Consider the following 20,984-nt stretch of genomic DNA (forward strand, 5'->3'; position numbering starts at 1 on the left):
GACCGGGGCGCGGGCGGGCGGGCCGGGTCGGCGTCGAGGCGTACCCGGCGCAGCGCCGCGGCGAAGGCGGCGAGCGCCTTCTCCTCGGCGGCCGGGTCGGGCAGGGCCAGCAGCGCGCCGACCGCCTGGTCGTCGACGGCGCTGGTCAGCGCGGTGAGCTTGGCCTCGCGCAGCGCCTGGCCGACCGCCTCGGCGAGGTCGCGCAGCCGGGCCGGACCGGCCTCCGGGCCGGCGTCGGGGCCCGGGGCGCCGCCCTCGGCCGGGTCGTCGGCGCGGTGCCGGACCACCACGCCGACCAGGTGGCGGCGGTCCAGGGTGACCCCGAGCGCCTTGGCGCGCAGCGCCACCTCGTCGACCGGGCGGGAGTGGTCGATCAGGGCGGTGAGCAGGGTGCGGTGGATCTGCCGTTCCAGCCCCTCGGCGTCACGCCGGATCAGCCGGCCGAGGGCGAGGGTGGAGGCGGCCCGCTCGATGAGGATGGTGAGCCGGGTGGGCGGCATGACCTCGGTCGCCGGACGCCGGCGCGGTGACGGGCCGCCGTCGGCTGGGGCGCTGTCGGTGCCGTCGGGCACCGCGGCGGCCGTCACCGGCTCCGGCTGCGGCCCGGCCGGCGCCGGGTCGGGGCCGCGGGTGGTCAGCTCGGCGCCGGCCGGCCAGCGCAGCAGTAGCCGGCCCCAGTCCTGGCCCCGGGCGCCGACGGTGGTCACCAGCCAGCCGCTGTCCGGGTCGTACGCGGTGCGCCCGGCCGGCCGGATCCGCCGGGAGTGCTGCTCCCAGCCGTCCAGCAGCAGCTCGGCGCTCTCCCCCGCCGGGTCGTACGCGAGCACCTGCCGGGACAGGTTCTCCAGCACCACCGGGCAGCCGGCCAGCTCGGCGGCCTGCCGGACCACCTCGGCCGGCTCGGCGCCCTCCACGGACAGTTCGGTGAACCGCTGGTGGATCTCCTCGGTGGCGCGCAGCTCGGTGAGCTGGGCGTCGACGATCAGCGCGTGCACCGCCTCGGTGATCCGCACGAACGGGGTGGCCCGACGCAGCTCCACCAGGGGCAGCCCGCGCCGCTCGGCGGCGGCCGCCATGACCCGGGGCACCTCGCTGACGTAGCGCCGGCCCAGCTCCACCACGAGCCCGGAGACCCCGACGTCGGCCAGGTCGCCAATGAACGCCCGCAGCCCCGCGTCGTCGGCGGGCAGCCCGATCCCGGTGGTGAGCACCAGCTCGCCGCCGCCGAGCAGGGTGGCGATGTCGGGCACCTCGGCCACGTGCACCCAGCGGACCGGCCGGTCCAGGCCCGCCTCCCCGGCGACCAGCCGCGGCGCGCCGTGGCGCACCGGCACCAGGGCGAGCACCTCACGGACGGTAGGGAACACGGGCGACACGCTACCCTGCGTCACCGCCGATTCCGAGCCCGCCGCCGCGGGCGGCCCCCCGCGTTCACAGCGGGTCGTCGCGGCCCAGCTCCCAGCAGGCCACCGCGGTGGCGGCGGCGACGTTGAGCGAATCCACCCCGCGCCGCATCGGGATCACCACCCGGACGTCGCTGGCCGCCATGGCGGCCCCGGTCAGGCCGGCGCCCTCGGCCCCCATGAGCACGGCCGCGCGGGCCCGCTGCCCGGCGTCCAGCCGCTGGATGGGCACGGCGTCCGGCGCGGGGGTCATGGCCAGCACCGTGAAGCCCGCCGCCCGGACCTGGCCGAGCGCATCCGGCCAGGGCTCCAGCTTCGCGTACGGGATGGCGAAGACCTCGCCCATGCTGACCCGGACGCTGCGCCGGTAGAGCGGGTCGGCGCAGGTCGGCGAGAGCAGCACGGCGTCAACCCCGAGCGCCGCCACGGCCCGGAAGATCGCGCCCAGGTTGGTGTGGTTGTTGACGTCCTCCAGGATCACCACCCGCCGGGCGGTGGCCAGCACCTCGGCGGCGGACGGCAGCGGCTTGCGGCGGAACGAGGCGAGCACGCCGCGGTGCACGTGGAAGCCGGTGGCCCGCTGGAGCACGTCCGGGGTGGCCGCGTAGACCGGGGTCTCCCCCGTGTCGAGGTCGGCGAGCTGGTCCACCCGCTTGGCGTCGACCAGGTACGACCGGGCCGGGTAGCCGGCCCGCAGCGCCCGCCGCAGCACCAGTTCCCCCTCGGCGATGAACAGCCCGTGCGGGGGTTCCCAGCGGGTCCGCAGCTCCACGTCGGTCAGCGCGCGGTAGTCGGCGATCCGGTCGTCGTCGGGGTCGGTGATCTCGTGGACGGGCACCGGACGATTCTGCCTGGTCGGTCCGGCCGCCCCGGCGCGGCCCGGGTTTCCGCCGCCCCGGGCGGGGAACGGAGCCCGGGAAAGCGGACAGCGACGAAGGGATCACCACGATGAGCGCGGACCCCACCGGCGACGGACGGCTGCCCCGGGACGCCACGGTGGCCGACTACATCGTGGCCCGGCTGGCCGAGTGGGGTGTGCACCGCTACTACGGCTACCCCGGCGACGGCATCAACGGCATGACGTCCGCGCTCCAGCGCACCGCCGGCCGCGCCCAGTTCATCCAGGTCCGGCACGAGGAGACGGCCGGCTTCGCGGCCAGCGCCCACGTCAAGTACGGCGGCGGCCCGCTCGGCTGCGTCGTGGTGACCAGCGGACCGGGCGCCATCCACGTGCTCAACGGCCTGTACGACGCGAAGCTCGACCACCAGCCGGTGGTGGCCCTGCTCGGGCACACGGCGCTGCCTGCCGAGGGCGGCGGCTACTACCAGGAGGTGGACCTGCTCGCCCTCTACAAGGACGTGGCGTCGGCCTTCCTGGCCCAGCTCGACGACCCCTCGCAGGCGCGGCACCTGGTCGACCGGGCCTGCCGCACCGCCCTGGCCCGGCGTACGGTCACCGCCCTGGTCCTCCCCTCCGACGTGCAGGACGAGCCGGCGGTGCCGGAGCCGCCGCACGCGCACGGCTACTACCACACCAGCGCGGTACCGAGCAGCATGCCGACCGTGCCGCCGGAGGAGGAGGTGCGCCGGGCGGCCGAGGTGCTGCGCGGCGGCGAGAAGGTCGCCATGCTGGTCGGGCAGGGCGCGCTGGGCGCGGAGGACGAGGTCCGCCGGGTGGCCGACCGGCTCGGGGCCGGGGTGGCCACCGCCCTGCTCGGCTTCGCCGCCGTCGACCACCGCGAGCCGTGGGTGACCGGCGCCATCGGCCTGCTGGGCAGCCGCCCGAGCTGGCAGCTCATGCAGGAGTGCGACCGGCTGCTGATCGTGGGCAGCAACATGCCGTACTCGGAGTTCTACCCGCCGCAGGGCCGGGCGAGGGCCGTGCAGATCGACCTGGACGGCAGCCGGATGGGGCTGCGCTACCCGACCGAGGTGAACCTGACCGGTGACGCCGCGCCGACCCTGCGGGCGCTGCTGCGCGAGCTGGGCACCGGGCCGGTGCCGACCGCCTGGCGAGCCACCCTGGCCGACGCCACCGGGAAGTGGCGGCAGTCCCAGCGCGAGGTGGCCGAGCAGGCGGCCGACCCGGTGAACCCCCAACTCCTCTTCGCCACCCTCGACGACGCCCTGCCGGACGACGCCATGCTGGCGGTGGACTGCGGCACGGCCACCGCCTGGTACGCCCGGCACATCCGGGTCCGTCCCGGCATGCTGGCCAGCCTCTCCGGCACCCTGCTCTCGATGGGCGGGGCCATGCCGTACGCCCTCGCCGCGAAGTTCGCCCACCCGGACCGCCCGCTGGTCGCCCTGATCGGCGACGGCGCCATGCAGATGAACGGGGTCAACGAGCTGATCACCGTTGCGAAGTACTGGCGGGAGTGGGCGGACCCGCGGTTCGTGGTGCTGGTGCTCAACAACCGCGACCTGTCCTTCGTGAGCTGGGAGCAGCGTTCCGGCGAGGGGACGCCGATGTTCCCGGCGAGCCAGGACCTGCCGGACGTGGCGTACGACAGGTGGGCCGAGGTGCTGGGCCTCGACGGCGTGCGGGTCGACTCCCCCGACCAGGTGCCCGACCTGTGGCGGCGGGTGCTCACGGCGGACCGGCCGGTGGTGGTGAACGCGGTCGTCGACCCGGCGGAGCTCATGCTGCCGCCGCACTTCACCGCCGAGCAGGCCCGCAAGACGGCCGCCGCCGTGCTGCGCGGCGACAGCGACCGCACGGAGATCCTCCGGCGCGGGCTGCCCTCGGTCCTCGCCACGTACCGGCCCCGCCGCCGCGGCCGGTGAGGCGTCACGCCCGCTCGTAGCTCAGCAGCACCGACCGGCCGTCGAAGCCCCGGGTCCCGGTCAGCCGCAGGTCGAGGCGGTCCTTGCCGGGAAAGACCGGCGTGCCGCCGCCCAGCACCACGGGGTGCACCACCACCTGGTACTCGTCGATCAGCCCCAGCTCGGTCAGCGCCGCCGCTGCGCCGGAGCCGCCCGTGAGCAGCAGGTCCCTGCCCGGCTGCGCCTTCAGCTCGGCGACCTCGGCGGCCAGGTCTCGGCCGATCACCCGGGCGCCGTACTCGGCGCTCTCCAGCGTGCGGGAGATGACGATCTTCGGGGTGCGGGCCCAGATCGGAGCGAACTCCAGGTCGTGCTGGTCCTGGGACATCTGCTCCGCGCGCGGCCAGTACCAGGACATCAACCCCCACACCTTGCGGCCGTAGAGGAAGGCGTCGGCCCGGTCGGTCAGCTCGATGGAGTACGCGGACAGCTCCGGCCCCATTTCCGCCCAGTCGAACTCCCCGTTCGGCCCCTCGATGAAGCCGTCGACCGACTGGTGCACCCAGTAGACGAGCTTGCGCATGGTGTCCTCCGCTTCCGGCGGCGCCCCCGGCGGGCGCGCTCACCGGTGGGTCGGAGCCGGCCGACCGGATCCGACAGCCGGCGCGGACTTTTTCTCCGGGAGATTTGCCCGGGGCGGCTACCGTCCGGTCTCGTGGCCCGCCCCGTGATGATCGCCGTGATCGGTGTCGACGGCTCCGGCAAGAGCACCCAGGCCCGGGCGCTCGCCCGCCGGCTGACGGCCCGGGGCGTCCCGGCGACGTACTTCGAGAACGCCGGTGGCCGGCCGCTGTGGAACCGGCTGGCCCGGGCACTCGGCCGGCCGGACGGGGTGGCGCTGTTCGGCCGTACCCTCTATCCGGCGCTGGAGGCGACCGTGCGCGCGCTGGCGATGGCCCGCACCGTGCTGGTGGCGCGGCTGACCGGGCGCACGGCGGTGCTGGACCGGTGGACCTGGTGCCAGGACGTGATCATGGCCGCCCGCGGCGACCGGGGGCGGCGGGCGGTCCGGGCCGCGTACGCGGTCTTCCCGCGTCCCGCCGTGGTCTGCTTCCTGGCCACCGCGCCGGAGGTGGCGCAGCGGCGGGTGGCGGCCCGGGGCATCGACACCGAGGAGCTGGCCCACCTCCGGGCGCTGGACACGGCCTACCGCGCGCTGCCCGAGTTCCCCACGTTCGTGGTGCTCGACGGCAACGCCGACCCCGACGAGGTGGCCGCCGCCCTGGACCGCGCGGTGTCACCCCTCATCGCGGGGTGACACCGCCCGGCCGGGGTCAGCCGCGGTGTCACCCTGTCACCCCCGGGTTGGCGGGGTGACACCGCGGATCGGGGTCAGCCGCGGCCGCGGCCCTGGAGCCAGCGGAGCAGGTCCGAGGGGAGGTTGTCCCGGTTCTGCTGGCGCCGGTCCGGCTGCGGGGTGGGGGTGGGGCGCGGCTGCGGGCGCTGCGGGTCGCCGGCCAGTTCGCGGCTGGGCGCCGTGAAGTCCTTCACCGGCTTGCCGTCCACCGCCGTCCTGATCACCTTGGCGACCGCGTCGATCACCCGGGCCTGCACGGCCGAGCCGACCAGGTCGGTCGCGTCGTCGGGGTTGGCGGCGATGCCGGCCACGGCCACCTGCGGGGTGAACCCCACGAAGGTCTCGGTGGCGTTCTGCTCGGAGCTACCGGTCTTGCCGGCCACCGGGCGGTCGACGATCCGGTTGACGGAGGTGGCGGTGCCGCCGTTGCACTGCCCGTACGCCGACTGCTGGCCGACCGGGCAGCGGGCCGCGTCGGTGGCCGCCCGGGCCACGTCGGCGTCGAGCACCCGCTTGCAGGAGGGCTGGCCGACGTCGACCTTCCCGCCGTTGGCCGCGGTCACCGAGACCACCGGCAGCGGCGTGCAGTACGTCCCCTCGGCGGCCACGGTCGCGTAGGCGTTGGCCAGGTCGAGCGGGGTGGTGGCGGCGACGCCCAGGGTGAACGCCCCCCAGTTCTCCGCGTCGTCCTTCGCGAAGGCGGCGTCGGAGTCGGCCCGGAAGGTGATGCCGAGCCGCTGCGCCATCTCCACCACCTTGTCCTCGCCGACCTGCTCGGCCAGCCAGACGAAGTAGGTGTTCACGGAGCGGCCGAAGCCGTCCCACATCATCCGGTAGCCGTCCATCCACTCCGGGTTGGCGTTGGCCGGGCACCACTTGCCGTCGCAGTTGCCCTCGGCATCGGAGCCGTAGCGGGTGGGCAGCTTGGCCGGGGCGTCGAAGCCGGTGGCGAGCGGCTTGCCGGCCTCGAGCGCGGCGAGCATGGTGAACATCTTGAACGTCGAGCCGGCCTGGTACCCGTCGACGCTGGCGCCGCCGGAGATCAGCGGGTTCACGGTGTTCGGGTGGTTGGCCTGCCCGGCCGGGTTGTCGGCGAGGCTGTAGTGCCGGTTGACCGCCATGGCGAGCACGCGGCCGGTGCCCGGCTCGACGGCGGCGATCGGCAGGGCCCGCTTGTTGCCGTAGCCGTAGACGGCCGTGGCCTGCTTCTGGGCGGTCTGCTGGATCTTCGGGTCGAGCGTGGTGACCACGCGGTAGCCGCCGCGGCGCAGCGCCTGCTCGCGCTCCTTGACGGTGTTGCCGAAGGCCGGCTGGGCGAGCCACCACTGGCGCAGGTAGTCGCAGAAGAAGCCCCAGTCGTCGTGGCCCTGGGCGACCGCGGTGCAGCCGTTGGGCTGGGCGGTCGGGTGCAGGGTGAGCGGCTCGGCCTTGGCGGCGGCGGCCTGCTGGGCGGTGATCGCGCCGGTCTCGGCCATCGAGTCGAGCACGTACCCCCGGCGGGCGAGCGCCTGCTCCTTGTCGCCGTCGATCGGGCTGTACTCGTCGGGCGACTGGACCAGCCCGGCGAGCAGCGCCGCCTCGCCCAGGGTCAGGTCGGCCGGCGCCTTGCCGAAGTAACGCTGGCCGGCCGCGGCGACGCCGTACGCGCCGGAGCCGAAGTACGCGATGTTGAGGTAGCGGTTGAGGATCTCGTCCTTGCTGAGCGTCTGCTCCAGCGCGTTCGCGTACCGGATCTCCTGGAGCTTGCGCCCGACGGTCTGCTCGGTGGCGGCCTGCCGCTCCTCGGCGGTGCGGGTCGGGTCGGTCTTGAGCACGTTGCGGACGTACTGCATGGTCAGCGTCGAGCCGCCCTGCTCGGTGCCGCCGCCCTTGACGTTGGCGACCAGGGCGCGGGCGATGCCGCGCAGGTCGGCGCCGCCGTGCGAGTAGAAGCGGCGGTCCTCGGCCGCGATGATCGCCTGCCGCATGACCGGGGCGATCTCGGCGAGGGGGACGTCGGTGCGGTTGACGTCGTAGAACGTGGTGATCAGGGTCTTGCCGTCGTTCGCGTAGAGGTAGGAGCGCTGCGGCTGCGCGGGGGTGCGCAGCGCGTCGGGCAGCTCCTCGTACGCGCTCAGGCCCGCCTTGGCCGCGAGCCCGCCGAGCAGGCCGCTGGGCAGCGCGGCGAGCGCGAGGACGAGCCCGGCGAGCACGCCGGCGAGGAGCACGATGAAGAGCCGCGACAGCGGCGACCGGGGAGACGGCATGCACCCCAGGATTACCGCGAATACGGCGATTCGGCCACCCCGCCAGGCAACTGTCAGTTACCTCACGGCAACCTCTCAGTTCCGGCGGAGCTCCCCCGGCACCCGTCGATCATGAGGTTGACGGCGATGTGGATCTCCTGGCATGCCGCCAACCTCATGATCGACCCCGGCGGGGTCTCACGTGGGGCGGGGGCCGGTGGCGGGTGGGGCTGGGGTGGCCGTCACGCTGGCGGCCAGCGCGTCCTGCGCGATCACCGCGGGGACCAGGCGGCCGGAGCGGTAGCCGATGCCGATGCCGGCGACCAGCACGAAGATCGCACCGAAGGTCTGCAGGGAGCCGATGAGCGCGCCGCCCAGGCCGAGCAGCGGGGCCGCGATCATCAGCATGATCCCGTCGCCGTAGGAGAACATCCCGGACCGGGCGACCGACCACCCGGTGAGGAACCAGCCCAGGCTGTAGAAGGTGGCGCCGACCAGGACGATGCTGCGCGCCGTGGTGCCGAAGACCGGCGCCTGCTCGGCCAGCCCGGCGAAGGGCAGCATGAGCACCATGCCGCCGATGCTGGCCAGCAGCCCGACGAGCGCGATCCGCCGGCACCGCGTGGCGGCGAGCAGGCCGGCGAGGGCCAGCAGGGCGAGCAGCCCGAGCCAGACCGCGGCCACCCAGCCGACGAGGTAGACCGGCTGGCCGTCGGCCGGGTAGGGGTCGTTGCCCACGCCGCCGTCGCTGGCCATCGCCACCAGGCCGTAGAGGACCGCGTACGCGGGCAGCAGCCACACCGCCGCCCGGGAGAACCGGCGGACCGACCAGGCCCAGCTCGCGTCGGTGGCCGGGGCGGCCGGCCCGGGCTCGGAGACGAACGGCAGCACCCCGAACCCGCCCCCGGTACGCCGGGTGCCGAGCGGCCCGGCCGGGTCGTGCGCGCCCGGGACCGGGGTCCTGGAGAACAGCCGGTTCGCCGGATCCTTCATGCGTCACCTCGCTCCGCCAGCGGGCGGCGGGGGAACGCGCGACGGCGCCCCGGCCCTGGTCACCACCCGTCCTCAGACCGATGGTGGCAGGCGCCGGGGCGCCGTATGAGTGATTCTCGGATTTGTCGGCGAGGGGCCGATCAGCCCCGTTCGCGCTGGTCCGACGGGTCGTTCAGCAGGCTCTGCGGGGAGACCGGCTCGGGCGCCGGCAGCCCCTGCGGGGTGTTGCCGCCGGTGGCCTGCGCCTCGGCGACGCGTACCTCGTCGTGGATCTCCTGGGCCGCGGTGGCGGCGGCGTGCGCGGCCTCGGCGGCCTCCCGCTCGACCTCGCCGGCGCTCTGGCTGGCCTCCGGCGACGGCACGTCGCCGACCATGTTGGCCAGCCCGCCCAGGGCGCCGCCCATGCCCTCCAGGGCCTTGGTCAGCTCGGTCGGCACGATCCAGACCTTGTTGGCGGTGCCGTTGGCGATCTGCGGCAGGGCCTGGAGGTACTGGTAGGCGAGCACCTTCTGGCTCGGGTTGGCCTGGTGGATCGCGTCGAAGACGGTGCGGATCGCCTTGGCCTGGCCCTCCGCCTGGAGGATGCGGGCCTGCCGGTCACCGTCGGCCCGCAGCACGGCGGCCTGCTTCTCGCCCTCGGCCGTGAGGATCTGCGACTGCTTGTGCCCCTCGGCGTTGAGGATGGCCGCGCGGCGGTCCCGCTCGGCGCGCATCTGCTTCTCCATCGAGTCGCGGATGCTCGGCGGCGGCTCGATCGCCTTGATCTCGACCCGGGTCACCTTGATGCCCCACCGGCCGGTGGTCTCGTCCAGCACCCCGGAGAGGTGCCGGTTGATCTCCTCGCGGCTGGTCAGCGCCCGCTCCAGGTCCAGCGAGCCGATCACGTTGCGCAGGGTGGTGACGGTGAGCTGCTCGATGGCCTGGAGGAAGTTGGAGATCTCGTAGGTGGCCCGGACCGAGTCGACCACCTTGAAGTAGAGCACCGTGTCGATCGAGACGACGAGGTTGTCCGAGGTGATCACCGGCTGCGGCGGGAAGCTGACCACCTGCTCCCGCATGTCGACCTTGGTCCGCACGGCGTCGATGTACGGCACCAGCAGGTTGAGGCCCGGGTTCAACGTCCGCTTGTACTTGCCCAGCCGCTCCACCACGTCCTGGCGCTGCTGCGGCACGATCCGCACCGCCTTCACCAGCGTCACCACGACGATCACGGCGACGGCGATCAACAGGATCGCTGCAAACTCCATATCTTCACCTTTCCCCTTCGGGCAGCCCGCCCGGGGTGGAGATCTCGTCCTGCCAGACCAGGGCGGTCGCGCCCCGGACCTTTATCACCTGCACCCGCTCGCCCGCCGCGTAGCTGCGCGTCGCGTCGTACGACCGGGCCGTCCACAGTTCACCGTCGATCTTGACGAGCCCCCGCTCGGCGTCGACCGGCTCCAGCACCACCGCCGTCGACCCCTCGATGGCCTCGACGCCGAACGGCTGGTCGCCGCTGGCCAGCGCCGGCATCGCGTGCCGCTTGATCACCGGCCGGACCAGGGCCACCGACAGCGCGGAGACCACCGCGAAGACCAGCGCCTGGAGCGCGACCGGCGCGCCGAGCGCGGCGGCACCGGCGGCCGCGAACGCGCCGGCCGCGAACATGATCAGGAAGAGCGTCGTCGTGAAGATCTCGGCGACCGCCAGCAGCACACCCAGCACGATCCAGAACACGGCGTCCACCCTTAGATCGTGACACGCCGACGCACCCCACAACGACCCACATGATCACCTAAGCTCGGCACCGCGCCGACCACCGCCGAGGAGGACGCCATGGCCCTGCTGCCCGAGACCGCCCGACAGGTCGACCTGCTGGTCGCCCGGGCCCAGGCCGAGGGGCGCGGCCCCTCCCTCGCCCTCGGCGTGGTCCGGGACGGTGCCCTGGCGCACGTCGCCCTGGCCGGCGAGCAGCCGCGCCCCGACGCGGACCTCCAGTACCGGATCGGCTCGATCAGCAAGACCATGACCGCCGTGCTGGTGCTGCAGCAGCGCGACGCCGGCCGGCTGGCCCTGGACGACCCGCTGGACAAGCACCTGCCCGGCACCCCGGTCGGCGCGCTCACCCTGCGCCAGCTGCTCGGGCACGCCGGCGGCCTCCAGCGGGAGCCGGACGGGCAGTGGTGGGAACGGGCCGCGGGCGCGGACCTGGAGACCCTGCTCGCCGGGCTCACCCCGGCGAAGATCGCCCACCCGCCGCACCACGTCTACCACTACTCCAACCTGGCGTACGGGCTGCTCGGCGGGGTGCTGGAGCGGATCACCGGCACCTCCTGGGCCGACCTGCTCCGCGAGCGGCTGCTCGAACCGCTGGCCATGCGCCGCACCACCTACCACCCGACCGAGCCCTACGCCCGCGGCTACGTGGTGCACCCCTGGCACGAGACGCTGCGGGAGGAGCCGCGCACCGACACCGGGGCGATGGCGCCGGCGGGCCAGCTCTGGTCGACGGTCGAGGACCTGGCCCGCTGGGCCGCCTTCCTGGCCGACCCGGCCCCCGACGTGCTCGCCCCGGCGACGCTCACCGAGATGTGCGCGCCCGTGGTGATCAGCGACCTGGACGCCTGGACCGGCGGCCACGGCCTGGGCGTGGAGCTCTACCGGGTGGGCGACCGCGTGTACGTGGGCCACGGCGGCTCGATGCCCGGGTACGTCGCGGGCCTGGCCGTCCACCGCCCGACCCGCACCGCCGTCGTCGACTTCGCCAACTCCTACGGGCTGCGCGCCGGGCACCACGTCGTGGGCCTGGCCCGCGACATCCTCACCCTGGTGCTGGACGCCGAGCCCGCCGCGCCCACCCCGTGGCGCCCGGCCGAGGCGCCGCCCGCCGACCTGGCCGGGCTGACCGGCCGCTGGTGGTGGATGGGCAACGAGTACGAGTTCCGCATCGACCCGGCCGGCGACCTGGTGGGGGGCCCGGTCGGTCGCCCGCTGCTCCGCTTCACCCCGGAGGCTCCCGACCGCTGGCGCGGCCGGTCCGGCTCCCAGGACGGCGAGCTCCTCACCGTCATCCGCGACGAGAGCGGCGACCCGGTGGCCCTGGACATCGCCACCTTCGTCTTCACGAGAACCCCCGACCAGGAACCCTGAAACCCGGCGCCGCGACAAACGTGACGACGCAAGGTCCCACCCACCGACGGCAGGAACCGACCCACGCACCCGGCACACGACGGGCCGGGGCCTGAACCGCGACCACGAGTCAAGGCAAGGTCACGAAATCGATCAACCGCTCCACCGCGTTGATCAACGGCGTCTCCACGTCAGCGAAACTGTCCACCCGGGACAGAATGTGCCGCCACATCTCCGCCGGCTCACCCACCCCGAGCGCCGCGCAGACGCCCTCCTTCCAGGGCCGCCCCGGCGGCACCACGGGCCACGCCGGGATGCCCAGCGCCCGCGGCTTCACAGCCTGCCACACGTCGACGTACGGGTGCCCGGTGACCAGCACGTCCGGCGAGGTGACCTGCGCGACGATCCGGCTCTCCTTCGAGCCGGGCACCAGGTGGTCGACGAGCACACCGAGCCGCCGCCCCGGGCCGGGGTCGAAGGCGCGCACCTCGGCGGCGAGGTCGTCGATGCCGTCGAGGGGTTCCACCACCACGCCCTCGATCCGCAGGTCGTCGCCCCAGATCCGCTCGACCAGCGCCGCGTCGTGGATGCCCTCGACCCAGATCCGGCTGGCCTTGGCGACCTGCGCCCGGACGTTGTCGACGGCGATCGAGCCGGAGGCGGTGCGCCGGCGGGCGGCGGGCACCGGGGCGCGGGCCGGGCGGCGCAGGGTGACCGGCCGGCCGTCGAGGAGGAACGCGGCGGGCAGCAGCGGGAAGTTGCGCCGCCGGCCGTGCCGGTCCTCGAGGACCACGGCGCCGGAGTCGAAACCGACGACCGCGCCGCAGAACCCGGAGTCGGCGTCCTCGACCACCAGGTCGGTCTCGGCGTCGACCTCCGGGATCACCTTCCGCCGCCGCCAGTCACCCGCCAGCACGTCGCCGTCGTATCGCCCCGCCATGTGATCACGCTAGCCACCGGCCCGGCGCGTCGCCCGGCGACGCGCCGACCAGGTGCCCCACCGGCGGCACAGAAAGGGGCGAAGGGGGTAGTTGGGGGCAGGTCACGCCGCCGGAGCGGCAGCCGAGACAGCGACGGCGGCGAGCACGTACCCTTTCGGCATGTCCTCCCCCGCAACGGGCGCGGCCACGCTGGCTCCGCGCCGGTCGAGCCGCTTCGTCGCCTGGGTACGCGCCTGGCGCGCCGGCCTGGTGCCGTTCGACGAGGTCGCCGACGAGATCGCCGGCGACGAGGAGCACCTGGTCGCCGACGCCCCCGGCACCTGGACCGACGTGTCCCTCCGGGACGCGCTGCCCAGCCTGGCCAAGCTCTCCCCGGACGAGATCCGCCTGGTGCTGCCCGCACCGGGCGACCCGCGCGGGCTGCCCGGTCCGGGTGACTTCGCGGGGGCGGCGCTGCTGGCCGGCGAGGCCGTGGTGGCCAGCGGGCTCGGGTTCGTCCCGGAGGTCCGCACGCACACCTCCGGCTCGGGGATGACCTGGGAGACGGTGCTCTGGCGGGTCTACCCGCTGCCGACCGACGCGCCGAAGGCGTCGCTGACCGCGCCCGGCGCGGCCGAGGCGGAGGCCGAACTGGCCGCCGCGCTGGCCGAGACGACCGCCGCGCTGACCCGGCTGGACGTGGCCCAGTGGCGCCCCGAGCTGGCCGGCGCGCTCGCCGCGCTGCGCCGCCCGGACGGCGGGACGGACCTGCCGCCCGGCTTCGACCCGCGGTCGCGGCGGCTGTTCGCCCGCGCGGCCGTGCTGGACCGGGTGCTCGCCCTGGCCGGGGAGAGCGCCCCGGGCGGGGCGGTGAACACCTTCGAGGCGCAGCAGCGGGACGCGGCGCTGCGGCCGTTGACCACCGCCTGCCGGCAGGCCCTCGTGGCCGCCTGCAACGCCCCGCTGCGCCCCTGAGCCCGAGGGCTCAGACCTCGTCGATCAGGTCGGCCACGGAGTTGACGATCCGGGACGGCCGGAAGGGGTAGCGCTCGGCCTCGGCCCGGCTGCTGATCCCGGTGAGCACCAGGATCGTCTCCAGCCCGGCCTCCAGCCCACAGAGGATGTCGGTGTCCATCCGGTCGCCGATCATGGCGGTGGACTCCGAGTGCGCGTCGATGGTGTTCAACGCCGAGCGCATCATCATGGGGTTCGGCTTGCCGACGAAGTACGGCTCCACGCCGGTCGCCTTGGAGATCATCGCGGCCACCGAGCCGGCGGCCGGCAGCGCGCCCTCCACGGACGGGCCGGTGGCATCCGGGTTGGTGCAGATGAACCGGGCGCCGTCGTTGATCAGCCGGATCGCCTTGGTGATCGCCTCGAAGCTGTAGGTGCGGGTCTCCCCCAGCACCACGTAGTCGGGGGCGAAGTCGCTGAGCACGTAGCCCACCGCGTGCAGTGCCGTGGTGAGCCCGGCCTCGCCGATGACGTACGCGGTGCCGCCCGGCCGCTGGTCGGCCAGGAACTGGGCGGTGGCCAGCGCGGAGGACCAGATCGCCTCCTCCGGCACGTCGAGCCCCATCCGGGCCAGCCGGGCCTGGAGGTCGCGCGGCGTGTAGATCGAGTTGTTCGTGAGCACCAGGAACGGCTTGCCGGAGGCGCGCAGCCTCTTCACGAACTCGGGCGCGCCCGGCACCGGCTGGCCCTCGTGCACCAGCACACCGTCCATGTCGGTGAGCCAGCTCTGCACCGGCTTGCGGTCATGCATGTGTCGTCCCCACGGGTTGTCGAAGGTGGTCCGGCTCAGGGCCGGCGGGCCGGGGGCACGCAGCACAGCGCCGGGCAGGTGTCCCAGGTGGGCAGGTCGCCGAGGCGGCGGAACCACCGCTCGCCGTCCGGGGCGTGCCGTTCCAGCACGAGTTCGCGGACCATCGCCACGAACCGGGGGTCGGTGCCCGGCGTGCCGGCGCGGACGAAGTCGAGGCCGAGCTGCTTGGCCGTGTCGAGGGCCTCGGTGTCCAGGTCCCAGACCACCTCCAGGTGGTCGGAGACGAACCCGATGGGGCTGACCACCACGCCGGTCACGCCCTGGCCGGCCAGCGTGGCCAGGTGGTCGTTGACGTCCGGCTCCAGCCACGGCACCTGCGGCGGCCCGGAGCGGCTCTGCCAGACCAGGTCGTAGGGCAGGTCCGGCGCGGCGGCGGCGTGCACGAGCCGGGCGGTCTCGGCGAGCTGGGCGGTGTAGCGGCCGCCGTGCGGGCCGGCGGTGGCCGCCGCCGACACCGGGACCGAGTGCGCGGTGAACACCAGCCGGGTGCTCTCCCGCTTGGCCGGGTCGAGCTGCGCCAGCGCGGCCCGGACCGCGTCGGCGTGCGGCTCGACGAAGCCCGGGTGGTCCCAGAACTGGCGCAGCTTCTCGATCAGCGGGGCGTCCGGGCCGACCGCGGCCCGGGCCGCGGCGATGTCCTCCTGGTACTGCCGGCAGGACGAGTAGCCGCCGTAGGCGCTGGTGACGAAGGCCAGGGCCCGCCGGACGCCGTCGTCGCGCATCTGCGCCACCGTGTCGGCGAGCATCGGGTCCCAGTTGCGGTTGCCCCAGTAGACCGGCAGGTCGAGTCCGTGCGCGGCGAAGTCCGCCCGGATGGCCGTCAGCAGGTCCCGGCACTGCTGGTTGATCGGGGACACCCCGCCGAAGTGCAGGTAGTGCTCGGCGACCTCGGCGAGCCGCTCGGGCGGCACGCTCCGCCCCCGGGTCACGTTCTGCAGGAAGGGCAGCACGTCCTCGGGCCGCTCCGGGCCGCCGAAGGAGACCAGCACCAACGCGTCGTACGCCATGGTGGCATTCTCCCCCGACGGCCGGGACGGTCCGGCGGCTACCCCGGGACGTGCGGTCCGGGTCTCAGGCGCCGATGGCGTGGTAGCCGCCGTCGACGTGGACGATCTCGCCGGTGGTCGCCGGGAACCAGTCGGAGAGCAGCGCCAGGCAGGCCCGGGCGGCCGGCTCCTGGTCGGTCAGGTTCCAGCCCAGCGGGGCGCGCTCGGTCCAGGCGTCCTCGAACTGGTCGAAGCCGGGGATGGACTTGGCGGCGATGGTGCGCAGCGGCCCGGCGGCCACCAGGTTGCTGCGGATGCCCTGCTTGCCCAGGTGCAGCGCCAGGTAGCGGGAGGCGGACTCCAGCCCGGCCTTGGCCACGCCCATCCAGTCGTAGACCGGCCACGCCTTGGTGGCGTCGAAGGTGAGGCCCACCACGGCGCCGCCCGCCGACATCAGTGGCAGCGCCGCCATGGCCAGGGACTTGTACGAGTAGGTGGAGACCTGGAGGGCGGTCGCGACGTCCTCCCAGGGCGCGTCGAGGAAGCCGCCGCCGAGGCAGCTCTGCGGGGCGAAGCCGATGGAGTGCACCACCCCGTCGAGGCCGTCGACGTGCTCGCGCACCCGGTCGGCCAGGCCGGCCAGGTGCTCGGTGCTGGTGACGTCCAGCTCGATCACCGGCGCGGGCTCGGGCAGCCGCTTGGCGATCCGCTCGACCAGGGAGAGCCGGCCGTAGCCGGTGAGTACGACCTGGGCGCCGTTCTCCTGGGCGAGCTTCGCCACCGAGAAGGCGATCGAGGCGTCGGTGATGACGCCGGTGACCAGCAGCCGCTTACCGGCCAGGAGTCCGGACATTCGCAGTTCCCTCCGTACTTTCTCAGTGACCCATGCCCAGGCCGCCGTCGACCGGGATGACGGCGCCGGAGACGTACGCGGCCGCGTCCGAGGCGAGCCAGGTGACCGCCGCGGCGACCTCGTCGGGGCTGGCCATCCGGCCGGCCGGGATCGACTTGCGGATCTCCGCCTTGCGCTCCTCGGGGAGCACGGCGGTCATGTCGGTGTCGATGAAGCCGGGCGCCACCACGTTCGCCGTGATGTTGCGGCTGCCCAGCTCGCGGGTGATCGACCGGGCCACGCCGACCAGGCCGGCCTTGCTGGCCGCGTAGTTGACCTGTCCGGCGCCACCGGCGAGGCCGACCACCGAGGAGATGAAGATCATGCGGCCCCACTTCGCGCGGAGCATCTTCGTCGAGGCCCGCTTGGCGACCCGGAACGCGCCGGTGAGGTTGGTGTCGAGCACCCGGGTGAACTGCTCCTCGGACATCCGCAGGAGCAGTGTGTCGTCGGTGATGCCGGCGTTGGCCACCAGCACCTCGACCGGGCCGAGCTCGGCCTCGACGGCGGCGAACGCGGCGTCCACCGACTCGGCGTCGGTCACGTCACACTTCACGCCGAAGAGGCCCGCCGGGGCCTCGCCGCTGCGGTGGGTCACCGCCACCCGGTCGCCCTGCTTGGCGAAGGCCTGCGCGATGGCCAGGCCGATTCCCCGGTTTCCGCCGGTCACCAGCACGGTACGGGCCACGGGTCCCCCTCTGCTCAGCTGATCTCCCAATCGGTGGCGAGCCTAGGGGTTACCGAGGGGTAAGCGCTAACCCGTGCCAGGTCGGGCCCGGTTCCGCGGCCCGGTCGGCCGGGGCCGGTGGACCGGTCGGCCGAGTGCGTGCCGCGGGTGCGCCGGGTGTACGATGATCGACGTCTGCGGGCAGTGGATCGCCCGCCGCCGAGCCCCGTCGACCGCAGGAGGTGATCGCTGTGCGAGATAGCGATCCTCCCAGTCGTGGCCGGGCCGACCGTCAGCCCCGCTGAGCCACGACTCAGCCGACAGCGCTGACCCCGCTTCCCCGCCCTCCGCACCGCCCCGCTCTCCTCGGCCACCCGCCGAGGTGATCGTGCCGCGCGCGGCCGGCGGAGCACCCCGGTCACGACTTCGTGTGCGTACGCCCCGATCCACCCCCGCGGTCCGCCCCGCCCCGGGCCGCCGTCGCCACGGAGCAGTCCCATGAGCCGTTACGTCGCCCCGCTGGGCTTCACCCTCGCCGCCGTCTGGGTGGCCGTCCTCTTCGTCCTGGCCGGCGGCGGTCACTGACCACCACCGGCCGGGCCCCGGCCGCCCCGCCTCAGATCAGGCGGGACGACCAGAGCAGGCTCGTCGCCCCCGCGCAGAGCGCGAGGAGCAGCGCGATCCCCGCGTACCACTGGGTGATCTCCCGCGGCTCGGTCCGGAAGCCGATCGAGCTGCCCATGTCCTGGTAGACCTGCTTCAGTTCGCTGACCGAGGCGGCCTCGTAGAAGTAGCCCTGGGTGGTCTCCGCGAGCTGCGACAGCGCCATCCGGTCCACCGGCACCCGCTGGAGCTGGCCGCCGATGTCCACCTGACCCGAGTCGGTGCCGAACGCGATGGTGGAGACCGGGACGTTGGCCGCCTGCGCCGCCGCGGCCGCCTCCTCCACCGAGCGGCCCGAGGTGCGGTAGCCGTCGGAGAGCAGCACGATCCGGGCCGGGGGGATGCCGGCGGCGCCGTCCGCGGGCACCGAGCGGATCGCCTCCAGGCAGGTGAAGACCGCCTCACCGGTCGCGGTCGCCTCGGCCAGCACCAGCCCGTCGATGGCGGTGGTCACGGCGCCCCGGTCCTTGGTGGGCGGCACCAGCACGTTGGCCGACTTGGCGAACGACACCAGCCCGAGGTTGTAGCTCTCCGGCAGCTCGCCGACGAACTGCTTGGCCGCCTCCTGCGCCGCCTCCAGCCGGTTGGGCGCCACGTCGTCGGCCTGCATGGACAGCGACACGTCGATGGCGAGCATCACGGTCGCCCGTTCGAGGGGCTCCTTGGTGTCGATCGCCGGACGGGCCAGCCCGGTGGCGAGCACCAGCAGGCAGAGCAGGAAGGCGGTGGCTGCCACGTGCCGCCGCCAGCCCAGCCCCTTCGGCGCCAGGGTGCGCAGCAGGTCCACGTTGGTGAACCGCATCGCGTAGTGCCGGCGGTGCAGCTGCCGCCAGACGTACGCGGCGGCCAGGGCGAGCACCGGCAGCACGGCCAGCAGCCACCACGGTTGCAGAAAACGGATCATCGAGTCGTCCCTCGGGTGCGGGCGTGCCGTTGCGCGGCCACGAAACGCACCATGTCCAGCAGCCAGTCTCGGTCGGTACGCAGTCGCAGGTGGGCCGCGCCGGCGCTGCGCAGCTCGGCGGCGATCGCCGCGCGCTGGGCGGCCGCCGACTCGGCGTACCGGCGGCGCAGGCGCGGGTCGGCGGTCTGCACCTCGTGCAGCTCCCCGGTCTCCGGGTCGACCACCGGCAGCACCCCCACGTCGGGCAGTTCCAGCTCGCGTGGGTCGACCACCTCGACGGCCAGCACGTCGTGCCGGACCCGCAGCTTACGGATCGGCCGGCCCCACTGCTGCGGCGGCGCGAGGAAGTCGGAGATCACCACGGCCACGCCCCGCCGGCGCGGCGGGCGGTTGAGCATGTCGACGAGGACACCCAGGTCACTGCGGCCGGGCCGGATCTCCGTGCCGGCGATGGCCCGCAGCAACCCCTGCGCCTCCTTGCGACCGGCCCGGGCGGGCAGCCGGTGCAGGGCCCCCGGGCCGGCGGGCGCCGCGCCGCCCCGCCACCGCCCCGCCGGCACGGGCGCGCCGGTGCCGACCACCGCGCCGATCCGGTTGCCGCCCCGGACGGTCAGGTGGGCCAGGGCGGCCGCCGCGGCGACCACCACGTCCCGCTTGAGCCACCGGCCGGTGCCGAAGTCCAGGCTCGCCGAGAGGTCGACCGCCAGCCACGTCTCCAGCTCCCGGTCGGCCACCGTACGGCGGACGTGCGGCATCGTGGTGCGGGCGGTGACCGGCCAGTCCATCCGGCGCACGTCGTCGCCGGGCCGGTACTCGCGCGACTCCCCCGCCTCGCTGCCCGGGCCGGGCAGCAGCCCGGCGTAGTCGCCCTGGAGCAGCCCGTCGAGCTTCCGGGTGACCATGAGCTGCAACCGGGCGAGGACGGCGCCGGAACGCTCGCCACTGGCCGGCAGCCGGGCTGGTGGGGTCACGGCCGCTGCCCGGGCCAGCCGCCGTGCGGTACGGCCGGTGGCGGCGGCGTGGCCTGCTGGCGCGGCGCGACCGCCGGCAGCGGGATGGTCGACATCACCCGGTGCACGATGTGGTCGGCCGGCACCTCGTCGGCGAGCGCGTCGTAGCTGAGCACCAGCCGGTGCCGCAGGATGTCCGGGGCGATGTCCTGCACGTCCTGCGGCAGGGCGTAGTCCCGGCCCCGCAGCAGGGCCAGCGCCCGGGTGGCCCGGACCAGGCCGAGCGAGGCGCGCGGACTCGCGCCGTACTGGATGAGCTGCGCGACGTCCGGCATGCCGTGCTCGGCGGGGGCCCGGGTGGCGAGGACCAGCCGGACCGCGTAGTCGACCAGCGCGTTGTGCACGAAGACCTGGTCGGCCTTCTGCTGGAGCGCGATCAGGTCGGGGGTGTCGAACACCCGGGCCGGCTCGGGCGGGGCGACGCCCATCCGGTAGACGATCTCCCGCTCCTCGGCGTCGGTCGGGTAGCCCACCACGATCTTCATGAGGAACCGGTCCCGCTGCGCCTCCGGCAGCGGGTAGACGCCTTCCTGCTCGATGGGGTTCTGGGTGGCCATGACCAGGAACGGGTCGGGCACCCGGTGGGTCTCGCCGCCGATCGACACCTGGCGCTCGCTCATGACCTCGAGCAGGGCCGACTGCACCTTCGCCGGCGCCCGGTTGATCTCGTCGGCGAGCAGGAAGTTGACGAAAACCGGCCCCAGCTCGACGTCGAACTTCTCGCTGGACTGCCGGTAGATACGGGTGCCCATGATGTCGGCCGGCACCAGGTCGGGCGTGAACTGCACCCGGGCGAACGACCCGCCGACCACCCGGGCCAGGGTCTCCACGGCGAGGGTCTTGGCGACGCCGGGCACACCCTCCAGCAGGCAGTGGCCCCGGGCGAGCAGCGCCACGAACATCCGCTCGACCATCCGGTCCTGGCCGACGATCACCCGCTTGATCTCGAACAGCGCCCGCTCCAGCAGGGTGGCGTCCTGCGCCGGGGTGGTGGTCGCCGGGGGCGGCGCGTCCGGCGCGGCCTCGGTCGGCATCGGGGCGTCGGGCGTGGTCGGCTGGGCCACCGGTCCTCCACAGCATGGTCGTCGTCGCGGCGTGGTGCGTATCAAGACTGTCATGCCTTGCTGAGAGCCGAGGGCGGGAGACGGACGATTTTCGCCGCGCCGTCCCCCGGCACGGAAAACCCTGAACACGGGTGGACAACAAGGGGTCCGGCGTGTGTACGATTCACCCCGTCGCCGGGCGGCTCCCCCCGTGGCCGCCCG

The 20,984-nt window shown here is 74.3% G+C and carries 18 protein-coding genes and 1 pseudogene; 4 read left to right on the top strand and 15 right to left on the bottom strand.

All coding sequences use genetic code 11. The features are described from left to right. Window positions 1–47 precede the first annotated feature (47 nt). Both GCE86_RS15465 and GCE86_RS15470 read right to left on the bottom strand, forming a co-directional pair. Window positions 48–1,367 (bottom strand): annotated as a pseudogene (locus GCE86_RS15465) (PucR family transcriptional regulator ligand-binding domain-containing protein); the annotation flags it as partial. A 64-nt stretch (window positions 1,368–1,431) separates the two neighbouring features. Further along, window positions 1,432–2,241: a TrmH family RNA methyltransferase gene (locus GCE86_RS15470; protein ID WP_154227628.1), complete on the bottom strand. Its 810-nt coding sequence runs from the start codon at window positions 2,239–2,241 to the stop codon at window positions 1,432–1,434. Between the two features lie 110 nt (window positions 2,242–2,351). Here GCE86_RS15470 and GCE86_RS15475 point away from each other — a divergent pair, with 110 nt between their 5' ends. Next, the gene (locus tag GCE86_RS15475; RefSeq protein ID WP_154227629.1) at window positions 2,352–4,190 is read left to right on the top strand and encodes a thiamine pyrophosphate-requiring protein; all 1,839 of its coding nucleotides are present in this window, start codon (window positions 2,352–2,354) and stop codon (window positions 4,188–4,190) included. A gap of 4 nt (window positions 4,191–4,194) precedes the next feature. Here GCE86_RS15475 and GCE86_RS15480 read toward each other — a convergent pair whose 3' ends face one another. Then, entirely contained in the window at window positions 4,195–4,752 is a 558-nt protein-coding gene (locus GCE86_RS15480) for a dihydrofolate reductase family protein (protein WP_154227630.1), read from the bottom strand. Window positions 4,753–4,884: 132 nt separating this feature from the next. Here GCE86_RS15480 and GCE86_RS15485 point away from each other — a divergent pair, with 132 nt between their 5' ends. Next, the gene (locus GCE86_RS15485; RefSeq protein ID WP_154227631.1) at window positions 4,885–5,487 is read left to right on the top strand and encodes a dTMP kinase; all 603 of its coding nucleotides are present in this window, start codon (window positions 4,885–4,887) and stop codon (window positions 5,485–5,487) included. Window positions 5,488–5,561: 74 nt separating this feature from the next. Here GCE86_RS15485 and GCE86_RS15490 read toward each other — a convergent pair whose 3' ends face one another. From GCE86_RS15490 to GCE86_RS15505, 4 genes are all read right to left on the bottom strand, one after another. After that, the gene (locus GCE86_RS15490) at window positions 5,562–7,772 is read right to left on the bottom strand and encodes a transglycosylase domain-containing protein (protein WP_154227632.1); all 2,211 of its coding nucleotides are present in this window, start codon (window positions 7,770–7,772) and stop codon (window positions 5,562–5,564) included. 177 nt (window positions 7,773–7,949) lie between these two features. Further along, window positions 7,950–8,744 (bottom strand): hypothetical protein, encoded by a 795-nt coding sequence (locus GCE86_RS15495; protein ID WP_154227633.1) that lies wholly within the window; start codon window positions 8,742–8,744, stop codon window positions 7,950–7,952. Window positions 8,745–8,884: 140 nt separating this feature from the next. Then, a complete protein-coding gene (locus tag GCE86_RS15500) occupies window positions 8,885–9,991 on the bottom strand; it encodes an SPFH domain-containing protein (RefSeq protein ID WP_154227634.1) in 1,107 nt (368 codons plus the stop codon). 4 nt (window positions 9,992–9,995) lie between these two features. Then, on the bottom strand, window positions 9,996–10,469 hold the full coding sequence (locus tag GCE86_RS15505; protein WP_154227635.1) for an NfeD family protein: 474 nt from the start codon (window positions 10,467–10,469) through the stop codon (window positions 9,996–9,998). 90 nt (window positions 10,470–10,559) lie between these two features. On the opposite strand from GCE86_RS15505, the gene GCE86_RS15510 reads away from it, so the two are divergent. Then, window positions 10,560–11,873 carry a serine hydrolase domain-containing protein gene (locus GCE86_RS15510; RefSeq protein WP_154227636.1) on the top strand — a complete coding sequence of 438 codons (1,314 nt, stop codon included), beginning with the start codon at window positions 10,560–10,562 and terminating at the stop codon, window positions 11,871–11,873. A 109-nt stretch (window positions 11,874–11,982) separates the two neighbouring features. On the opposite strand, the gene GCE86_RS15515 is transcribed toward GCE86_RS15510, so the two are convergent. Then, window positions 11,983–12,792, bottom strand: a complete 810-nt coding sequence (locus GCE86_RS15515; RefSeq protein ID WP_154227637.1) for a DUF3097 domain-containing protein — start codon at window positions 12,790–12,792, stop codon at window positions 11,983–11,985. 160 nt (window positions 12,793–12,952) lie between these two features. Here GCE86_RS15515 and GCE86_RS15520 point away from each other — a divergent pair, with 160 nt between their 5' ends. After that, window positions 12,953–13,747, top strand: coding sequence for a hypothetical protein (locus GCE86_RS15520; protein ID WP_154227638.1), 795 nt, complete (start codon window positions 12,953–12,955; stop codon window positions 13,745–13,747). A 10-nt stretch (window positions 13,748–13,757) separates the two neighbouring features. Here GCE86_RS15520 and GCE86_RS15525 read toward each other — a convergent pair whose 3' ends face one another. The 7 genes from GCE86_RS15525 to GCE86_RS15555 all read right to left on the bottom strand — a co-directional run bounded on the left by GCE86_RS15525 (window position 13,758) and on the right by GCE86_RS15555 (window position 20,783). Next, complete coding sequence (locus tag GCE86_RS15525) at window positions 13,758–14,624, bottom strand: HAD-IIA family hydrolase (protein ID WP_204342009.1); 867 nt, start codon at window positions 14,622–14,624, stop codon at window positions 13,758–13,760. Beyond that, window positions 14,573–15,604: a ferrochelatase gene (locus GCE86_RS15530; RefSeq protein ID WP_154227640.1), complete on the bottom strand. Its 1,032-nt coding sequence runs from the start codon at window positions 15,602–15,604 to the stop codon at window positions 14,573–14,575. The genes GCE86_RS15525 and GCE86_RS15530 overlap by 52 nt, the downstream gene beginning before the upstream one ends. 64 nt (window positions 15,605–15,668) lie before the next feature. Beyond that, window positions 15,669–16,436 (bottom strand): enoyl-ACP reductase FabI, encoded by a 768-nt coding sequence (fabI, locus tag GCE86_RS15535; protein WP_091320911.1) that lies wholly within the window; start codon window positions 16,434–16,436, stop codon window positions 15,669–15,671. Between the two features lie 22 nt (window positions 16,437–16,458). After that, entirely contained in the window at window positions 16,459–17,163 is a 705-nt protein-coding gene (gene fabG, locus GCE86_RS15540; RefSeq protein ID WP_154227641.1) for a beta-ketoacyl-ACP reductase, read from the bottom strand. A gap of 595 nt (window positions 17,164–17,758) precedes the next feature. Further along, window positions 17,759–18,709, bottom strand: coding sequence for a VWA domain-containing protein (locus GCE86_RS15545; protein WP_154227642.1), 951 nt, complete (start codon window positions 18,707–18,709; stop codon window positions 17,759–17,761). Continuing rightward, window positions 18,706–19,698 carry a DUF58 domain-containing protein gene (locus GCE86_RS15550; RefSeq protein ID WP_167537099.1) on the bottom strand — a complete coding sequence of 331 codons (993 nt, stop codon included), beginning with the start codon at window positions 19,696–19,698 and terminating at the stop codon, window positions 18,706–18,708. Before GCE86_RS15550 ends, GCE86_RS15545 begins: the two co-directional genes overlap by 4 nt. Then, a complete protein-coding gene (locus GCE86_RS15555) occupies window positions 19,677–20,783 on the bottom strand; it encodes an AAA family ATPase (RefSeq protein ID WP_154227644.1) in 1,107 nt (368 codons plus the stop codon). The genes GCE86_RS15550 and GCE86_RS15555 overlap by 22 nt, the downstream gene beginning before the upstream one ends. Between the last annotated feature and the right edge of the window lie 201 nt (window positions 20,784–20,984).

It is taken from the genome of Micromonospora terminaliae, assembly GCF_009671205.1.
In the GTDB taxonomy this organism is placed as follows: domain Bacteria; phylum Actinomycetota; class Actinomycetes; order Mycobacteriales; family Micromonosporaceae; genus Micromonospora; species Micromonospora terminaliae.

Coding starts and splice junctions, on each gene's coding strand:
- GCE86_RS15475 (WP_154227629.1), top strand. CDS start 2,352: ATGAGCGCGGACCCCACCGGCGACGGACGGCTGCCCCGGGACGCCACG.
- GCE86_RS15480 (WP_154227630.1), bottom strand. CDS start 4,752: ATGCGCAAGCTCGTCTACTGGGTGCACCAGTCGGTCGACGGCTTCATC.
- GCE86_RS15490 (WP_154227632.1), bottom strand. CDS start 7,772: ATGCCGTCTCCCCGGTCGCCGCTGTCGCGGCTCTTCATCGTGCTCCTC.
- GCE86_RS15495 (WP_154227633.1), bottom strand. CDS start 8,744: ATGAAGGATCCGGCGAACCGGCTGTTCTCCAGGACCCCGGTCCCGGGC.
- GCE86_RS15500 (WP_154227634.1), bottom strand. CDS start 9,991: ATGGAGTTTGCAGCGATCCTGTTGATCGCCGTCGCCGTGATCGTCGTG.
- GCE86_RS15510 (WP_154227636.1), top strand. CDS start 10,560: ATGGCCCTGCTGCCCGAGACCGCCCGACAGGTCGACCTGCTGGTCGCC.
- GCE86_RS15515 (WP_154227637.1), bottom strand. CDS start 12,792: ATGGCGGGGCGATACGACGGCGACGTGCTGGCGGGTGACTGGCGGCGG.
- GCE86_RS15520 (WP_154227638.1), top strand. CDS start 12,953: ATGTCCTCCCCCGCAACGGGCGCGGCCACGCTGGCTCCGCGCCGGTCG.
- GCE86_RS15530 (WP_154227640.1), bottom strand. CDS start 15,604: ATGGCGTACGACGCGTTGGTGCTGGTCTCCTTCGGCGGCCCGGAGCGG.
- fabI (WP_091320911.1), bottom strand. CDS start 16,436: ATGTCCGGACTCCTGGCCGGTAAGCGGCTGCTGGTCACCGGCGTCATC.
- GCE86_RS15545 (WP_154227642.1), bottom strand. CDS start 18,709: ATGATCCGTTTTCTGCAACCGTGGTGGCTGCTGGCCGTGCTGCCGGTG.